Origin of the sequence: Luteococcus sp. Sow4_B9, assembly GCF_052116585.1 — a bacterium.
GTDB lineage: Bacteria > Actinomycetota > Actinomycetes > Propionibacteriales > Propionibacteriaceae > Luteococcus.
In genome coordinates, this window is the sequence record NZ_JBQKKT010000036.1 from 1 (window position 1) to 17,343 (window position 17,343).

12 protein-coding genes are annotated in these 17,343 nt (G+C 68.0%); 6 read left to right on the forward strand and 6 right to left on the reverse strand.

What is annotated here, in order from left to right; all coding sequences use genetic code 11:
* The first annotated feature begins 142 nt into the window (after positions 1–142).
* The 3 genes from ACTQ49_RS14215 to ACTQ49_RS14225 all read left to right on the forward strand — a co-directional run bounded on the left by ACTQ49_RS14215 (position 143) and on the right by ACTQ49_RS14225 (position 2,756).
* Positions 143–337, forward strand: a complete 195-nt coding sequence (locus tag ACTQ49_RS14215) for a hypothetical protein (protein WP_441828496.1) — start codon at positions 143–145, stop codon at positions 335–337.
* A gap of 348 nt (positions 338–685) precedes the next feature.
* Positions 686–1,093 carry an arsenate-mycothiol transferase ArsC gene (locus ACTQ49_RS14220; protein ID WP_441828497.1) on the forward strand — a complete coding sequence of 136 codons (408 nt, stop codon included), beginning with the start codon at positions 686–688 and terminating at the stop codon, positions 1,091–1,093.
* Between the two features lie 214 nt (positions 1,094–1,307).
* Complete coding sequence (locus ACTQ49_RS14225) at positions 1,308–2,756, forward strand: diaminopimelate decarboxylase family protein (RefSeq protein WP_441828498.1); 1,449 nt, start codon at positions 1,308–1,310, stop codon at positions 2,754–2,756.
* A gap of 485 nt (positions 2,757–3,241) precedes the next feature.
* Here the strand turns inward: ACTQ49_RS14225 and ACTQ49_RS14230 are convergent, their stop codons facing one another.
* The 3 genes from ACTQ49_RS14230 to ACTQ49_RS14240 form a co-directional block, all read right to left on the reverse strand.
* Positions 3,242–4,936, reverse strand: a complete 1,695-nt coding sequence (locus tag ACTQ49_RS14230; RefSeq protein WP_441828499.1) for a ribonuclease J — start codon at positions 4,934–4,936, stop codon at positions 3,242–3,244.
* Between the two features lie 21 nt (positions 4,937–4,957).
* Positions 4,958–6,556, reverse strand: a complete 1,599-nt coding sequence (locus ACTQ49_RS14235; RefSeq protein WP_441828500.1) for a peptide chain release factor 3 — start codon at positions 6,554–6,556, stop codon at positions 4,958–4,960.
* Positions 6,557–6,701: 145 nt separating this feature from the next.
* On the reverse strand, positions 6,702–7,670 hold the full coding sequence (locus tag ACTQ49_RS14240) for a sugar-binding transcriptional regulator (RefSeq protein WP_441828501.1): 969 nt from the start codon (positions 7,668–7,670) through the stop codon (positions 6,702–6,704).
* 190 nt (positions 7,671–7,860) lie between these two features.
* On the opposite strand from ACTQ49_RS14240, the gene ACTQ49_RS14245 reads away from it, so the two are divergent.
* From ACTQ49_RS14245 to ACTQ49_RS14255, 3 genes are all read left to right on the forward strand, one after another.
* Positions 7,861–8,628 (forward strand): MIP/aquaporin family protein, encoded by a 768-nt coding sequence (locus ACTQ49_RS14245; protein WP_441828502.1) that lies wholly within the window; start codon positions 7,861–7,863, stop codon positions 8,626–8,628.
* A gap of 57 nt (positions 8,629–8,685) precedes the next feature.
* Positions 8,686–10,203 carry a glycerol kinase GlpK gene (gene glpK / locus ACTQ49_RS14250; RefSeq protein WP_441828503.1) on the forward strand — a complete coding sequence of 506 codons (1,518 nt, stop codon included), beginning with the start codon at positions 8,686–8,688 and terminating at the stop codon, positions 10,201–10,203.
* Positions 10,204–10,562: 359 nt separating this feature from the next.
* Positions 10,563–11,123 (forward strand): TetR/AcrR family transcriptional regulator, encoded by a 561-nt coding sequence (locus tag ACTQ49_RS14255; protein ID WP_441828504.1) that lies wholly within the window; start codon positions 10,563–10,565, stop codon positions 11,121–11,123.
* Between the two features lie 204 nt (positions 11,124–11,327).
* Here ACTQ49_RS14255 and ACTQ49_RS14260 read toward each other — a convergent pair whose 3' ends face one another.
* The 3 genes from ACTQ49_RS14260 to ACTQ49_RS14270 are packed head-to-tail and all read right to left on the reverse strand — an operon-like array spanning position 11,328 to position 16,711.
* The gene (locus ACTQ49_RS14260) at positions 11,328–13,115 is read right to left on the reverse strand and encodes a protein kinase (RefSeq protein WP_441828505.1); all 1,788 of its coding nucleotides are present in this window, start codon (positions 13,113–13,115) and stop codon (positions 11,328–11,330) included.
* Positions 13,116–13,132: 17 nt separating this feature from the next.
* A complete protein-coding gene (locus ACTQ49_RS14265) occupies positions 13,133–15,280 on the reverse strand; it encodes a DUF6049 family protein (protein ID WP_441828506.1) in 2,148 nt (715 codons plus the stop codon).
* Between the two features lie 9 nt (positions 15,281–15,289).
* Positions 15,290–16,711: a CCA tRNA nucleotidyltransferase gene (locus tag ACTQ49_RS14270; protein ID WP_441828507.1), complete on the reverse strand. Its 1,422-nt coding sequence runs from the start codon at positions 16,709–16,711 to the stop codon at positions 15,290–15,292.
* Positions 16,712–17,343 lie beyond the last annotated feature (632 nt).

Below are 17,343 nucleotides of genomic sequence, written 5' to 3' on the forward strand. Positions count from 1 at the left end.
CGACCCCGCCCCCCCCCCCCCCCCCCCCCCGCCCCCCCCCCCCCCCCCCCCCCCCCCCCCCCCCCCCCCCCCCCCCCCCCCCCCCCCCCCCCCCCCCCCCCCCCCCGGCGCTGGGTTGGAGACGCTGGATTGGAGAGATCACTTGCTGCCGCAGGAGCAGGAGCCCGCCGGGGCGCTCTCCTTCGGCTCGCTGCAGCCACAGCCGCACTCGGGGCCGCAGGTGCAGGCGCCTGCGGTGGCGCCGCAGCCGCACCTGCAGTCCGTGTTGCACAAGCAACCGCAGTTCTCTGCGCACGTGCACTCGCTGGCGGCGAGCCCGCAGCCGCAGGTGCACTGACGTGCCGTGGCCTCGGTGGTGTTCTTGGCCTCGGTGGTGTTCTGTTCGGTCATGGTTCCTCCTGGGAAAGGTGTGGTCGGGTCCGGCCAAGATCCATATTAGTACCCAAGGGGGGTATAAGTTTCGGTAGGTCTGCTCCCTTCGGGGCCATGAGCCCGCGTCGCAGTCGGGCGCGCCCTGCCCGTCGCGGGACGTGTTCCGCTCTCCGGGCAATGTTTGGCCGACGGTGAGATTTTGTTGGGTGGCTGAGCGGAACCCCTCTACCATCGTGAAAGTTGCCGCCTGCAAGTTGCCACGCGGAAAGTCCCAGGGTCTCCAACCAAGCCGACGGCAACAGTGGGGAGAGAAATGAAGCCGAGTGTCATGTTCGTGTGCGTGAAGAACGGCGGGAAGAGCCAGATGGCCGCCGCCCTGATGAGGTTGCGTGCCGGATCCACGGTGCAGGTGTACTCGGCCGGCACCACCCCCGGCGAGGCGCTCAACGAGGCCGCTCGAGTCAGCGTCGAGCGCATTGGGGCCAGTTTCGACGGTGAGGAGCCCAAGGCCATCGACCCCGAGCTCATGCGACGTATGGACCGGGTGGTCGTGATCGGCGACGAGGCCGTCGTCGAACCCGTGAAGGGCATGAAGGGAAGCATCGAGACCTGGACGGTCGACGAGCCCTCCCAGCGCGGGATCGAAGGCGACGAGCGGATGGACCTCCTGCGGGACGAGCTCGACGCGCGCGTGGCCCAGCTGCTGGCCGAAATCGACTGAGTGGGGTCTGGCCAAGCAGCTCGCACTGATCCCCATCCATCTGACCCTGCAGCCGGGCGCATGCCCGTGTCGAGTCCCCGTCGCAGCTGACAGCTCCCTGAGTCTTGCAGAGCTACCCACGCGGGCCAGGGCGCCTGTGGCTTGTCTTGTTGGGCGAGTGAACCGGTCGATGGGTCAGTATGGGGGCTCCTGTCAGGAATTTGGGGGAGTTCTCATGGCGTCCATCGTCTCGCGTGCCCGTGGCGCGATCAGCCCGCTGATGCAGCGCACCAAACCGATCGCGAAGCAAGCCCTTGGCGCCGCAGTCCGCTCTCGCACCAACGGCAATGTGCTCACACCGTCAGTCTGGGGGCTCGAACGCGACGACGCCGGCCGACTCCTGGTCCAGGGCATCGCGCTGGATGACCTCGTCGAGCGCCACGGCGGGCCACTGCACGTGGTCGACGGAACGGCAGTCCGAGCCAATGCGGCCCGATTCCTGCAGGCCGGCCCTGACGGCAAGCCCTTGGTGGAGGCCTACTACTCCTACAAGTCGAACCCGGTGCCCGGGATCCTGCAGTTGCTCGACCGGCTCGGCGTCGGTGCCGAGGTCACCAGCCACTACGAACTGTGGCTGGCCCTGCAGCTGGGCGTCGCGCCCGAACACATCATCTTCAACGGCCCCGGCAAGAGCGAGGAAGGCCTGCGGCTGGCCGTCGAGCGCGGAATCCAGATCATCAACATCAACCAGCTGGAGGAAGTGGAGCGGATCGCCGCCGTGGCGCGCGAGCTGGGACGCCGCCCACGCGTCGGCATTCGCGTGTCCACCAGCGGCACCTGGCAGGGCCAGTTCGCCACCCACGCCAGCCATGCCCTCGACGTCTTCCGCGCCGCGCGCGCCACGGGAGTGCTCGACGTCGTGGGCCTGCACCAGCACATCGGCGGCCACATCGGCAGCGTCGAGCGATTGGCAGCGCCCGTCGACGAGGTGCTGGACTTCGTCGAACTCGTCGAGGAGGACGGTTTCGAACTGGAGATCCTGAACCTGGGCGGCGGTCTGGCGGTGCCGACCACCTACAACTTCACCCAGATGGACCACAAGAACAATGTGCACTTCGGCAAGCCGCTGCCGGTGCCCAGCGTCACCGAGGGCCTCACCATCGAGGACTTCGTCAACGTGACACATCAGCACGTCGCCGCCCGTTACGAGCGTCGCAACCGGCCGATGCCGCGCCTGATGCTGGAGCCGGGCCGTGGCATGACGGCCAACACCCAGATGCTGGTCACCCGAGTGCTCACCGAGCGCAGCACGCCCGACCGCGACTTCCTCTTCCTGGACGCTGGTGTGAACGTGCTGCCCGGCTTCGTCAGCGAGTACCACCACATCTTCGCGAACACCGACCCCGCGGGGGCGACTGACCACGAGTACCGCCTAGTGGGCCCCACCTGCGCCCCGTGGGACACCTTGCTGCACTCCTGGTACGGGCCGGAACTCCACACGGGCGACACGCTGACGGTGATGGACACCGGCGCCTACTTCGTCCCGATGGCCACCACCTTCAGCTTCGCGGAGCCCGGTGTGCTGCTCGTCGACGAAGGACGTGAGGTCATGCTGCGTCGGGGCGAGCGCTTCGAGGACATCATCGCCCTGGACAAGGGAGTTGACGGCCAGGACCTGGTCTGACGGGTCGCCGCTGTCACAGCGCCCCGCGAGGTGCTCCAGGCCTGCCAGGTGCTCGAGACCTGCCAGGTGATCGTGGTGAGCCGGTGCTCTTTGAAGTGCTGGCAGTGCTGGCAGTCGGGATGTGCAGCTGGCTTGGCCGCGGCGCGTGGGTTGTGTGCGTTCGCGTGTGTTGTACCCGTCGCGGGGTGGTTGAACCCACGCGGGGCGAGGAAACCCACGCGGCTTCATGGTGTGCTGGAGGGGATGGGGCAGGCTTGCTCCTGGTTCTGGCGGCGCGTGGGTTGTGTGCGTTCGCGTGTGTTGTACCCGTCGCGGGGTGGTTGAACCCACGCGGGGTGAGGAAACCCACGCGGGGCGATGAATCCCACGCGGGGTGAGGAAACCCACGCGGCGGCTTCGGGGCGGGGCGATGAATCCCACGCGTGCCACTGGAGGACATGCCAAGGGGCGGGGTGGAAAGCACCCCGCCCCCTCACACGCGCCTGTCAGGCGTCGACGACCACCGGGATCACCACGGGGCTGGTGCGACGTCCGCGACGGAACCAGTTGGTGACCGTGCGGGCCACCTCGGTCTCCAGGTCATTCTGGTCCGTGCGTCCAGCCTGGACCGCCGTGTGGAGCGCCTTCTGGATCTTGGGCGTGAGCTCCTCGAACTCCTCGTCGCTGGGCAGGGCGCCCTTGCTGATGTATTCGGGATCCTCGACGATCTTGCCGGTCTTCGGGTCGATGAAGAGCAGGATGGTCACGACGCCGTCCTCGGCCAGCGCCCGTCGCTCGGCCAGTGTCTCGTCATTGACCGCGTCCACCTGACCGCCCTCGACGAAGACCAGACGCGCCGAGACCTGCCCCACCACCTTGATCTGACCCTTGATCACGTCGATCACGGCGCCGTCGCGGACCACCAGCACGTTCTCCTCCGGCACGCCCGTCTTCTTGGCGATGGTGGCCTGGGCATCCAGATGACGCCACTCGCCGTGCACTGGCAGAACATTGCGCGGCTCGATGATGTTGTGGCAGTAGGCCAGCTCACCCGCGCTGGCGTGACCGGAGGTGTGCACCTTGGCATTGCCCTTGTGCACCACATTGGCGCCCAGCTCGGCCAGCTGGTTGATGATGCCGTAGATGGAGCTCTCATTGCCGGGGATCAGCGAGCTGGCCAGCAGCACGGTGTCGCCGGGGCCCACCTTGATCTGGTGGTCGTTCTTGGCAATCCGGGCCAGCGCGGCCATCGGCTCGCCCTGGGAGCCGGTGCACACCAGCACCGTCTTGTTGTCGGGCATCTTCATCAGGTCACGGTGGTCGATCAGCACGCCCTCCGGGATCTGCAGGTAGCCCAGGTCACGGGCGATGCCCATGTTGCGCACCATCGAGCGTCCGACGAAGGCCACCTTGCGGCCGTGCTCATGGGCGGCGTCGATCACCTGCTGGATGCGGTGGACGTGGCTGGCGAAGCTGGAGACGATGATCCGCTTGGGAGAGGTGCGGAAGACCTCGGCGATGGCCGGACCCAGATCGCGCTCGCCGGTGGTGAAGCCCGGGACCTCCGCATTGGTGGAGTCCACCATGAAGACGTCGACGCCCTCCTCACCGAAACGGGCGAAGGCGCGCAGGTCGGTGATGCGGTCGTCCAGCGGGAACTGGTCCATCTTGAAGTCGCCGGTGTGCAGCACCGTGCCACCAGGCGTGCGGACGAAGACCGCCAGACCGTCGGGGATGGAGTGGTTCACCGCGGCGAACTCGCAGTCGAAGGAACCGACCTTGATCCGGTCGCCCTCGGCCACCATCTGGGTCACCGGCTTGATGCGGTACTCCTGCAGCTTGGCGGTGATCAGGGCCAGGGTCAGCTGGGAGCCGACCAGCGGGATGTCCGGGCGCAGCTGCAGCAGGTAGGGCACACCACCGATGTGGTCCTCGTGGCCGTGGGTCAGCACGATGCCGTCGATCTCGTCCAGCCGGTCCGCGATCGGCGCGAAGTCGGGCAGGATCACGTCGATGCCGGGCTGGTCCGGGTCCGGGAAGAGGACGCCACAGTCGATGACCAGCAGGCGCCCGTCGAACTCCAGGACGGCCATGTTGCGGCCGACCTCGCCGAGGCCACCGAGCGGCATGATCCGCAGCACGCCCTTGTCGGGGCGGCTGAGGGACTTCTTGTTGCGCGATGACGAGCGATTGCGAGCCATGGTTGCTCCTTTCGAGCAGGGTCAGTTGCCGGTGGGATCGGCAGGATCGTGGGTCAGTGGTTCGAGCAGGACGTCGGGGTTCTCCTGACGAACCCAGCGCGCCTGCCATTTGTCGGAGAACAGGGCGAGCAGCATCCCGTCGCTGCGTTCGGCCACCTCGACGCCCTGACGACGTTCGATGGCGGCGATGTCGGAACGTTGGGTACGCATGGCCAGGCCGAAGGGCAGGTGGTCCAGCCGGATTGGGCAGTTGAACTCGTGCTCCATGCGGTGGGCCACCACCTCGAACTGCATCGGACCGACGGCGGCCAGGATCGGCATCTGGCTGGGCCGACGATCGGAGCGCAGCACCTGGATGACGCCCTCCTGGTCGAGCTGCTCGATGCCACGCTGGAACTGTTTGTGGCGCGAGGGGTCCTTGGCGCTGGCCTGCTGGAAGTGTTCCGGCGGGAAGGACGGGATCTCGGGGAAGGTGACCGGCTCGTCCAGGTACAGGGTGTCGCCCGCCCGGACGCTGCCGGCATTGACCAGGCCGATGATGTCACCGGGCCAGGCCTGTTCGACGGTCTCACGGTCTCGGCCGAAGACATTCGAGGCGTACTTGGTGGCCAGCGGACGGCCGGTGGCGGCACGGGTGACCACGTCGCCACGATGGAAGAGCCCAGAACAGATGCGGGCGAAGGCCAACCGGTCTCGGTGGTTGCGGTCCATGCCGGCCTGCACCTTGAAGACCTGGGCGCTGAAGGGGGCCTCGACCGGGCGAAGGTCACCATTCTCGTCCGGGCGCGGGCTGGGCGGCGGCGCCAGCTCGGAGAGCACCTGCAGCAGCTGCCCGATGCCGAAGTTGAGCACGGCCGCGGCGAAGATCACCACGCTGCTGCGCTGGGCCAGGTAGTCGTCCAGATCGTGTTCGAAGCCGTCGGCGGCCAGCAGCTCCGACTCCTCCAGCGCCGTGGTCCACGGTTCGCCAACGGTGGCCTCGGCCTCCTGGGCGCTCATCCGGCGCTCCATGGCGAGCGTGCTGCCACCGGGGGTGCGGGTGTACTCGACGTATTCGCCCGTGCGGCGGTCGACCACGCCGTGGAAGTCACCGGCGATGCCCACCGGCCAGGTGAGCGGCGTGGGGCGCATGCCGGTGCGCTCCTGGATCTCGTCGAGCAGCTCGAGTGCCTCATGACCGGGGCGGTCCCACTTGTTGATGACGGTGATGATCGGGATCTGGCGCTGCTTGCACACCCCGAAGAGCTTCATGGTCTGCGGCTCCATGCCTTTGGCGGCATCCAGCAGCATGATCACGCTGTCGACGGCGGTCAGCACCCGATAGGTGTCCTCGCTGAAGTCGGCGTGGCCGGGGGTGTCGACGACGTTGAAGACCAGCCCGTCGTGCTCGAACTGGATGGCCGAGGAGCTGATGGAGATGCCGCGGTCGCGTTCCATCTCCATCCAGTCGCTGACGGTGCCCTTGCGGCCGGCCTTGCCGTGGGTGGCGCCTGCCTCGTTGAGCACCCGCGCGTGCAGCAGGAGTGCCTCGGTGAGCGTCGACTTGCCGGCGTCGGGGTGGCTGATCACCGCGAAGGTGCGGCGTCGGTCCGCTTGCTTGAGCACGTCGGCACTTGTCACGAAGGGAGGCTCCAGAACTGTCGTCGATGGGTTGGGCGCGGGGCGCTCGCGTGGAGGGTGCTGTGCGCCGCCGCGTCCCAGTCTCTCATGCTGGCCGGGGTGTGCTGCCGAGAGCAGCGGCCGGGCGGCAGGGCGATGCGATGCCTCAGCGACGCAGTGCTGGCTCCAATGGCTCGAGCAGGGCCTGGGCGCAGGCCTCGTCCAGCACGACGTCGGTGGCGACCCGCGCGCGCAGGGCGCCCCTGAGGGCTCGCGCCTTGGCGGCGCCCGCGACCACGCAGATTCGGCGTGGGAGGCGATGCAGTTGGTCGGGGGTCATGCCCGAGGCCCGATCATTGAGCGGAATGTCCTGCCAACTGCCGTCCTCGCGCAGGAAGACGGTGTTGACGTCGCCCACCACGCGCTCGTCCGCCAGCTGCTGCCAGTCGGCCTCGTCCAGGTAGCCCTGGGCGTAGACCTGCGATGGCACCTCGGCGCTCAGCCCGCCCACCCCGAACAGGGCCAGGTCGATGCGCTCGTGCAGCGCCAGCACCGACTGGATGCTGCGTTCGCGCCACATCGCCCGCCTGGTCTGGGCGTAGTCGAAGAAGGCCGGGACGGGAAAGGGCACCACCGTCGAGGAGAAGGCGTTGGCGAACTGGGAGTTGATGGCCTCGACGTGTCGTAGGCCCGACGTGTTGGGATTGGCCGCACCATTCATCTGCACGACGGTGGTGTTTCGGGCCTCACGAGGTGACAGGTACTGCACCACGCTACCGAGGGTGGTGCCCCAGGCCGTCCCGATCACCATGTCGTCACGAATCGACTCGCTGATGAGCTGCCCCGCGGCGCGGGCCACCCGTTCCAGGCGATGGACGTCGGATGCTCCTTCGCGCACCGGCACCACATGGGCGCGCACCCCGAAGGCCCGGCCGATGTGCGCGCCCAGCGAGGTACGCGGCCCGGCCGGATTGGTGAGGGTGATCTGCACCACGCCGCTTTCCCTTGCCTGCTTCAGCAGGCGCGAGACGCTGCTGCGCGAGACATTCAGTTGGCGGGCGATCGACTCCATGGTCTCGCCCTGCACGTAGTACAGGGAGGCCGCCAGGTACAGGTGGTCAGACCGCTCGTTCATCGCGCTGCTCCGGCATTGCACATGTGTTCATGCTACTGGTGCACATGTGCGTTTGATGGTGGATTGGGTCCGCGCAAGGTGCTCGGACGACGAGGTCATGAGCTCGACGAGGAGCGACAGCCTGGCGTGAACCACAGGGTGTGCCGCACTGTCGGCGCCAACCACAGACGCCGCGCCCGGGGGCGCGCACATGAAAGGCACGGACGTGATCCTTCTGGAAACCGCACAGGTGGCCCTACCTGTCATCTTCGGGTCGGAGTTCTTCGGTACGGCGACGCTCATCCTGTTGGGTGTCGGCGTGGTGGCGAACAACCTGCTGGGCAAGACGAAGGGTCAGAACTCCGGGACCCTGCACATCAACTTCGGCTGGGGCCTGGCGGTCTTCACCGGCGTCTACGTCGCCTACAAGACCGGTGGGCACCTGAACCCCGCGGTGACGCTGGGACTGGCTGCCGCGGGAAATGACCTGGCCGAAGGCGTGGCGGCGACGCCGGTGAACATCGTCACCTACCTGGCGGCACAGATGCTCGGCGCCATGTTCGGTGCGGGTCTGGCCTGGGCTGCCTACAAGGACCACTACGACACCGACGTCGATCCCGAGCTCAAGCTGGCCACCTTCGCCACCGGCCCTGCCATCCGCAATCCCTTCTGGAACACGATGACCGAGGTGATCGCCACCTTCGTGCTGGTCTTCTGGGTGCTCATCAGCGGCTACACCCAAGGTGTCACCGTCGGCCCGCTCGCGGTGGCCCTGGTGATCGTCGGCATCGGCGCCTCGCTCGGTGGCCCCACCGGTTATGCCATCAACCCGGTGCGTGACCTGGGCCCGCGCCTGATGCACGCCGTGCTGCCCATCAAGGGCAAGGGTGGGTCAGACTGGGGTTATGCATGGGTGCCCGTGATCGGCCCGACCATTGGTGGCCTGCTGGCCGCCGTCGTCTACCGGATCTTCTGGTGACCGACCAGACCTGACACCGCAGAACCAACAAGATTTCACGACGGAGTGGAGCGCACCATGAAGAGCAAGTACATCCTGGCCATCGACCAGGGAACCACCAGCAGCCGGGCCATCATCTTCGACCACGGCGGCAAGATCATCAGCGTCGGCCAGAAGGAGCACGAGCAGATCTTCCCCCGTGCGGGCTGGGTCGAGCATGATGCCGAGGAGGTCTGGGCCAATATCCGCGAGGTCGTCGCGGAGGCGCTGAGCAAGGGCAACATGAACCGCCACGACATCGCGGCGGTGGGCATCACCAACCAGCGAGAGACCACCGTGGTGTGGAACAAGGAGACCGGCAAGCCGGTCTACAACGCGATCGTCTGGCAGGACACCCGCACCCAGAAGATCGTCGACGAGCTGGGCGGAGGCGATCCGGACAAGTACAAGGAAAAGGTCGGCCTGCCGCTGGCCACCTACTTCTGTGGCCCCAAGGTCAAGTGGATCCTGGACAATGTCGAGGGCGCTCGCGAGGACGCCGAGGCCGGCAAGTTGCTGATGGGCACCATGGACACCTGGGTGCTGTGGAACATGACCGGCGGCGTCGAGGGAGGGATCCACGTCACCGACGTCACCAATGCCTCGCGCACCATGCTGATGGACCTCAAGAGCCTGCAGTGGGATGAGCAGATCGCCAAGGACATGACGATCCCGATGAGCATGCTGCCCGAGATCAAGAGCTCGGCCGAGGTCTACGGAAAGGGACGCGAGGGTGGCTTCCTGCGCGACATCCCGATCGCCGGCATCCTGGGCGACCAGCAGGCCGCCACCTTCGGCCAGGCCTGCTTCGAGAAGGGCATGGCCAAGAACACCTACGGCACCGGTTGCTTCATGCTGATGAACACCGGCAACGAGATCGTTCCCAGCAAGAACGGTCTGCTGACCACCGTCTGCTACCAGATCGGTGACCAGAAGCCCGTCTACGCGCTGGAGGGTTCGATCGCCGTGGCCGGCTCGTTGGTGCAGTGGCTGCGCGACAACCTCAAGATGTTCGACAGCGCACCCGAGGTGGAGGAGCTGGCCAAGACGGTCGACGACAATGGCGGCGCCTACTTCGTCCCGGCCTTCAGTGGTCTGTTCGCTCCCTACTGGCGTTCCGATGCCCGTGGCGCCCTGGTGGGTCTGACCCGCTATGTCAACCGTGGCCACATCGCGCGCGCCGTGCTGGAGTCCACGGCCTACCAGACCCGTGAGGTGCTGGAGGCCATGGAGGCCGACTCCGGTTCCCCGCTGGCCGAGTTGAAGGTGGACGGCGGCATGACCGCCAACGAGACCTTGATGGCCTTCCAGTCCTGCCAGGTGGGCGTGCCCGTCGTGCGCCCGAAGGTGGCCGAGACCACGGCCCTGGGTGCCGCCTACGCCGCCGGCATCGCCGTGGGCTTCTGGAAGGGCGAGCAGGACGTCATCGACAACTGGGCGGAGGACAAGCGCTGGGAGCCGGAGTGTGACCAGGACGAGCGCGAGCGCCTCTTCCGCAACTGGAAGAAGGCCGTGACCAAGACCTTCGACTGGGTTGACGGCGACGTGAAGGAGTGAGTCCGGCCCATCGGACACCGGGACGACGCTGAGGACTGCCCAGCGGGATGAGGGCTCTGCCCACATCCCGCTGGGCTTTTCCTGAGAGGCCGTCTGGTAAATGTTCAGGATATCCTGATGATCCGATGAAAGTTTTCTGGGCCCTCGTCCAAATATTTGGGGATTCCTTGCATGGCAGGGATTCCTCTGGTTGGTCTGATGGTCAAGAGAATTCACTTGGTCAACGCCGGTGTGGTCTTGGCGGGGAAAAGGGGTGTCGGATACCTTATTTATGACGGACCACTTACCTTTTTTGAGGCAGAATGGGCTGGCACGGCCTCGCCGGGTCGTTGCATTCATTGTTCGGGGGGACAAGAAACATGGCAAAGGACGTACGCGAGCGAATGGTGGCGGGGGCCACCACGCTGCTTGCATCGAAGGGCCTGCAGGCCACGTCGTTCAGCGAGGTCATCGAGCTGACCGACACGCCGCGAGGCTCCATCTACCACCACTTCCCAGGGGGCAAGGACGAGCTGGTGCTCGCCGCGCTCGACCGGGCCGGGCAGCAGATGCTGACCGCCCTGTCGGACAGCGACGGCACGAGTGCCGAGGACGTCCTGGCCACCGTGGTGGCCACCTGGCGCACCCTGCTGGAGGGTTCGCAGGTGACCACGGGTTGCGCGGCTGTCGCCGTCACCGTGGCCACCGAGTCCGAGGAACTCCTCGGCGCCGCTTCCCACGTGTTCGCAAGCTGGCAGGAGCGCCTCACGGCGCTGTTCGCCGGTGGTGGCCTGACCGCTGACAAGGCCGCGGAGTTCGCTGCCCTGTCCCTGGCCACCGTGGAGGGCGCCGTCGTCATCGCACGGGCCAAGCGCAGCATGGCGGCCTATGACCAGGCCGTGGCGCTGCTGCCCACGCTGCTGGCGGCTCTCAAGGGCTGACGCGGGCATGAGGTCCTGACCCAGGTCCGCACGGGCCACAGTCGGCCAGCCTGCACCAGGACGATCGACGGGCAACCCCACAAGGGGTCGCCCGTCGACATCTTTCGGCAGGTCCCGGGGTCACGATCCGCAGCGAACGTCCAACCGGCTCAGGCGCGCCGGAATGGTGCGGGCTGGATTGGTGCGGGCCGGTGCTGGGCTGGCTCAGCCCAGCACCTCGATCTCCGCGATGGCGGCCTGGTACTTGTTGCCGCTCACCTTGGGCAGATTCGTCACGTAGACCAGCACATGACGTGCCTCCACAGCCTGCTCCGGGGTGAGGACCACCTCGGTCCCAGCCTGGGCATCCTGCGCCACCGTGGTCCACCGCTTGCCCGAGGTCATCGGAGCCTTCTCCGTGGCGCCGTCGGTGGGGACCCGGAGCTCCACGCCCGTGGGGGCGCCCTTCATGATGAGCTTCACCGATCCCACCGTGCGACGCTCACCCAGGTCAACCACCAGGCCCACACCGGGCTTCAGCTTGCCCATCCGCGAATCGTTCAGGTAGGTCAGGCTCTGCCATGCGGTGGCCGGATCGCCATCCCAGGCCCGGGCAACCAACTTCGGGTTCTCCTCGGCATTGCCGCCGTCGGCAGTGGGATCGAAATCCGTCACGGCCTTGATCTCGACGGGCTTGCCGGCCCCGTCGGCGCCGCCCGAGCCACCGCCGAGGCGGACACCGTCGCCGAACAGCACCTTCAGCAGCCCCACCAACAAGGCCAGACCAACCAGGGCCACCAGCACGATCAGCCAGCGGCGCCGCGGTGGGCGGGACCCGTGCGGAGCGCGAGTGGCAGGATGACTGCCCCCGGAACGGCGCGTCTGGCCGGTCTCCTCCACCTGCGGCGCCGACGGCGTCGAGGGGCTGGCGGGAAGCGGTGCGGAAACCGTCGTCGCAGCGGCCGCTGCAGCGGCTGCTGCGGCGCCCGCCATCGGACGTACCGTGGTCTCGTCGTCATCGGACGGATCGACGGCCCGCATGCTGGCGGTGGTCTCCAGCAGCGCGGCGCTGCCATCGGCGTCGTCCTGCGGAACGACCGGGTAGCGCATGCGGCGCTCCAGATCTGCGGCTGCATCCGCGGTGCCCAGGACCCTGGACAGGGCCTTGGCCACCTGCGCGGCAGTCAACAGCGGTGCCTCATTGCGACGTGGACTGCTGGAGAGCACCTGGTCACAGATCTCGTCCAGGGCCGGCGAGACGCCCGAACGCACCTGCCGCGGCGTCAGCCAGCCATGGTCATCCACGGGGGCCGGCAGCATGCCCCAGGTGCGGCGCGGCTGCCCGTCGCCGCCGACCATCTGTTCAGGCGCGGTGGGCCAGCGGGTGACCAGACTGGCGTAGAGCACCTTGCCGATCGCGGTCACATCCGCGTGCTCCCGTTCGGACCAGGCCCGCCCCTCCTCCTGCTGGTCAGGATGCATGGCGGCCTCGATCAGGAAGCCGACGATCTTCACATTGCCGGTGGCGGTGATGATGACCGTGTCCGGGTTGATCCGCTGGTGGAAAAGACCTTCGGAGTGCATCGCCTGCATGGCGTCAGCCAGTTCCCGCGCCACCCAGGCGGCCTCCAGGGCGCTCAGCGGACCCTGCTGCAGCAGACGCTCCAGGCTCTCACCGGGGGCGAACTCGCAGACCACCAGCGACGGGTCGCCCGCCTCCTCGCCCACCACCGCGTCCAGCACCCGCAGGAAGCGGGAATCGGTGGCGAAGGCGGCCTTGCGGGCGGAGTCCAGCACCTCCGGGGTGCGGGGATCCTCCGGCGAGAGCAGGTGCACCAGGACGGAACGGGAGAGCTTCTGGTCGAAGGCGCGCCACGTGAGGGTTCCGCCACGTCGGGCCAATTGCTGCTCCAGACGGTAGCGCCCGGCATGCACGTCCCCCGCGGAGACGATCGGCGGCTGCTGGCCGGAGGGCTGGTCTTCCAGCCCCACCTGCTCCGTCCGGTCTGACATCTTCTCCCCGTTCCCGTTCACGTCGCCTCGACGTTAGTCGATCCGCGTCGTTCCCGCTGCACCTGACGGATCCGGGCAGCGGTGCCGGTCAGGAAGACGACGCCCGAGGCGATGATGATGATCCACCCCACCCGACCCATCTGCGTGGCAGTGACGGTCATGGGGCGGGGCTGCCCGATCGGCCGCCCGGTCACGGTGGTCAGGCGTGCGGTCATGCCCACCGCGCCATTGGCATGCGTCACGACGCTGACCTTCACGGTGGCCGACTCCCCCGGCGCCACCCGGTGCACCGCGCTGTTGGAGACACTGATGCGTTGCGGATTGTCGCTGGTGAAGTCCACCTTGACGCGGATCGGTTCGGACAGGCCGTTGCGGATCGTGACGGGGATCTCCTGTTCCGGGGCGCTGGTGACGAAGTCCTCCACCACGTGGAGGCTGATCCGGTTGGTGTCCAGCACACCGCCCATCCGATTCTGGACAGCACTGAGCCAGGACATCGCCTGGGGACGGCGACGCTGCCAATTGGTGCTGATGGCCTGCGGCAGGATGCCGTTGGCGGACTGCTGGGTGGTGCTCTCCTGGTCGACCAGCTCGTCCCAGGCATCGAGTTCGGCCGTGGCCAACTCCATCGCCTCCATCCAGGCCGGGTCGTCCACCTGGTCCACCTTCGTGGCCGGGGTCCAGCGGGGTGCTTCCTCGGCGTCGGCGACGATCGTGGCCAGTGGCGTGCGGGTACGCCACGGCGCGGCGGCGAGCTCGGCCGCGGACTGGTTGCTGGCGGAGACCAGCGTGACGACGGGCTCCCGGGCGACGAACTGGGTGGCCTGCAGCCGGCCGGTCACCTGCGCGGCGCTCACCGGGGCGGGCGCGGGGCCTCCCTCGAAGACATCCGTGCGGGCCCGCACCACCGTCGTCGACGAGGAGGCCGGCCAGTCCTGCACCGTCGCATCGGAGGGCGTCTCCTGCAGCACCAGAAGCGATGGCTTGAGTGTTGACAGAACCGATGCCTCGCGGGCGCCAATCCCTTCCGACGAGGGGACCACGGCCAGCGGCAGGCCCGCCAGGAGGTGGTCCTTGGGCACAGGCGTGGCGGCGCGGGCCACCAGATCAGGCCGCCCACTGCCCACGGCCAGGGCGATGTCCGGGCTGCCGTAGAGCGTGCGGTAGGCGCGCCCCTGCCGGAGCAGGGGGGTCAGCGCGTCCAGGAATTCCTTGGCCGACCGCTGGCCGGCCGCGGTGGCCTCCTGGCTGCCTTGGACCGTGTAGCCCCTGGCCATGGCTGACAGGTGGTCCACCAGGGCGGGATCCACCAGGAGGGTGGTGCCGGGAGTCTGGCCGAGGGCCAGCAGCAGCCGCAGGCGGCCTCGCAGTTCCGCCGCCAGGTGGTCGTCCTGGAAGACGGTGCCGCCCACCAGGCTGGGGCGGGTGGTCATGTGCACCAGGGCTGTGCTCGCAGCCCGGGGCCGAGGTTCGTCGGAGTCAGGAGCCAGCACGAACAGTGAGCGCGCCCGGCCCACGGTCTGGTTCTGGCCACCGTCGGGAATCCCGCGGAGCTGAACCCCCACCAGGTAGGCGCCCGGACTGTCGAAACCCAGAGACTCATCACCCGAGACCTTGGCACGAACGCTGAAGGCGGCCGTCTCCCCTGGCGCGAAGGACTTCTTGCCCTGGGGGAAGGCCTGGCTCGGTTGGTCACCGACGTCGGTGATGTTGAAGATGTTCCCGGCCTCGGCGGAGATCATGCGGCGTCCCAGCGGTGTTTCCGGGGCGGTGGCCAGCACGGCCTCCAGGCTGGCCTCGTCCTCCACGACGTCGGTGGAGCGCCACAGGTGCACCTGGAGGTCGCTGACCGGCGCGCTCGTCTCGTTGGTGACCGTCCCAGTCAGGGCGATGGTGTCATTGCGGGTGCCCGACGCCGGGGAGACCGAGCGCAGGGTCACGGTGAGACCGGCCGCCTCGTCCGCTGCGGCGGGGACGGGGGAGATGACTCCGAGGCCCGAAACGGCGATCACCATGGCCAGCAGGGCCGCGAGCCAGGGTTGCTGGAGGGGCTTGCGCCGGGTTTCCTGGAGCGGCTTGCGCCGGGTTTCCTGGAACGGCTTGCGCCGGGACAGCCCCTGCCCGCGCCCTTGCGCGGGCGGATGGGGCGGACGGCGGGGGATCACCCGGCCAGCCTAGTTGCCCGTCGCAGGGGTGCGGGTCTGCCACCACTGCTGGAGTGCCAGCGTGGCCTGCTCCTCGCCCAGAGGCCCCTGGTCCATGCGCAGGTTCAGGAGGAACTTGTAGGCCTCTCCCACCTCACGCCCCGGCTTGAGGTCGAGGATCTGCATGATCTGGTCGCCATTGAGATCGGGCCGGATGGCGTCCAGCTCCTCCTGTTCGGCGAGTTCGGCGATCCGGCGCTCCAGGTCGTCGTAGGCGGCGCGGAGCCGGGCGGCCTTGCGTTGGTTGCGCGTGGTGCAGTCGCTGCGGGTGAGGATGTGGAGGCGCTCCAGCTGGTCGCCGGCGTCGCGGACATAACGGCGCACGGCCGAGTCGGTCCAGCTGCCCTCGCCGTAGCCGTGGAAACGCAGGTGCTGTTCCACCAACTGGCACACGGCCTTCGTCTCGTCGGTGGAGAACTTCAGGGCACGCATCCGTTTGCGAGTGAGCTTGGCGCCGACGACGTCGTGGTGGTGGAAGCTGACGGTGCCGTCCTCCTCGAAGACCCGAGTGGCCGGCTTGCCGACGTCGTGCAGCAGGGCCGCCAGGCGCAAAACCAGATCCGGTTGGTGTCCGCGGGCACGCTCCAGCTCGATGGCCTGGTCCAGCACCACCAGCGAGTGGGCGTAGACGTCCTTGTGGCGCTTGTGCTCGTCCTGGGTCTGGCGCAGCGCCGCCAGCTCCGGCAGGACGCGCTCGGCCAGCCCGGTGGTGACCAGCAGGTTCAGGCCGGGGCGGGGGTGGTCGGTGAGCAGCAGTTTGCACAGCTCGTCGCGGACCCGCTCGGCGCTGATGATCTCGATCCGGTCGGCCATGTCCGTCATGGCCCGCTGCACATCCGGTGCGACGGTGAACTGCAGCTGGCTGGCGAAGCGGGCGGCGCGCATCATGCGCAGTGGATCGTCGCTGAAGGAGCGCTCCGCCGTGAACGGGGTGCGCAGTACCCGACTCGCCAGGTCGGTGAGGCCGCCGTAGGGGTCGACGAAACGGTTGTTGACCACGTCGAAGGCCATGGCGTTGACGGTGAAGTCGCGTCGCACCAGGTCATCGGTGATGTTGTCCCCGAAGTTCACCTCGGGCTTGCGGCTGTCACTGCGGTAGATGTCGGCACGGAAGGTGGTGATCTCGATCTGCCACTCGACCCCATTGGCCCGCTTCTTGGCGCCGATGGTGCCGAAGTCCTTGCCGATGTCCCAAACGGCCTTGGTCCATCCGCGCAGGAGTTTCTCGATGTCGTCGGGCCGGGCACTGGTGGTGAAGTCGAGGTCGTGCTGCAGGACGCCGAGCAGCGCGTCGCGCACGGGACCGCCCACCAGGTACAGCTCGTGACCGGCATCGGCGAACAGGCGTCCCAGCTCACCGACGACGGGCGTGCTGGCCAGCAGGTGGGCCATCTGCTCGGTCTGGGCATGGGTCAACTCGTTCTCGGGCACCGCAGAAGTGTACGGGAGGCGACGGGTGGAGCTGGTGGACGCCGGGGGTGGGGCGTCGCGCGTGGGTTTGGGCAGGGGCTGTGGCGCCCGGGAGGGGGCTCGCGTGGGTTTGGGCAGTGTCGTGGCGCGTCGCGTGGGTTTGGTGGGCTCGCGATGGGTGTAGCGCACGCGGGGTGTTGGATGCCACGCGTCGCCGGGGGGTGGGGCGTGGCGCGTGGGTTTGGGCAGGGGCTGTGGCGCCCGGGAGGGGGCTCGCGTGGGTTTGGTGGGCTCGCGATGGGTGCAGCGCACGCGGGGTGTTGGATCCCACGCGTCGCCCGGGGTGGGGCGTGGCGCGTGGGTTTGGTGGGCTCGCGATGGGTACAGCGCACGCGGGATGTTGGATCCCACGCGACGGTGGGCACAGGACCGCGGGGGTGGGCCCCAGCCCCAGGTTCCAGAACTCAGCCCCCAGAACTCGGGCGTGTCAGATGGTTTGTGTAAGTGGTGGTCTCCCGAGATGAAGGAGATTGACTGTGACCATGACCAAGGAGAAGGGCCAGTCGGAGACGCAAGCCCGCCAGTTGCGGCGTGAGTTGTTCGACGACCAGTTG

Coding starts and splice junctions, on each gene's coding strand:
- ACTQ49_RS14220 (WP_441828497.1), top strand. CDS start 686: ATGAAGCCGAGTGTCATGTTCGTGTGCGTGAAGAACGGCGGGAAGAGC.
- ACTQ49_RS14225 (WP_441828498.1), top strand. CDS start 1,308: ATGGCGTCCATCGTCTCGCGTGCCCGTGGCGCGATCAGCCCGCTGATG.
- ACTQ49_RS14230 (WP_441828499.1), bottom strand. CDS start 4,936: ATGGCTCGCAATCGCTCGTCATCGCGCAACAAGAAGTCCCTCAGCCGC.
- ACTQ49_RS14240 (WP_441828501.1), bottom strand. CDS start 7,670: ATGAACGAGCGGTCTGACCACCTGTACCTGGCGGCCTCCCTGTACTAC.
- ACTQ49_RS14245 (WP_441828502.1), top strand. CDS start 7,861: ATGAAAGGCACGGACGTGATCCTTCTGGAAACCGCACAGGTGGCCCTA.
- glpK (WP_441828503.1), top strand. CDS start 8,686: ATGAAGAGCAAGTACATCCTGGCCATCGACCAGGGAACCACCAGCAGC.
- ACTQ49_RS14255 (WP_441828504.1), top strand. CDS start 10,563: ATGGCAAAGGACGTACGCGAGCGAATGGTGGCGGGGGCCACCACGCTG.
- ACTQ49_RS14260 (WP_441828505.1), bottom strand. CDS start 13,115: ATGTCAGACCGGACGGAGCAGGTGGGGCTGGAAGACCAGCCCTCCGGC.
- ACTQ49_RS14270 (WP_441828507.1), bottom strand. CDS start 16,711: ATGGCCCACCTGCTGGCCAGCACGCCCGTCGTCGGTGAGCTGGGACGC.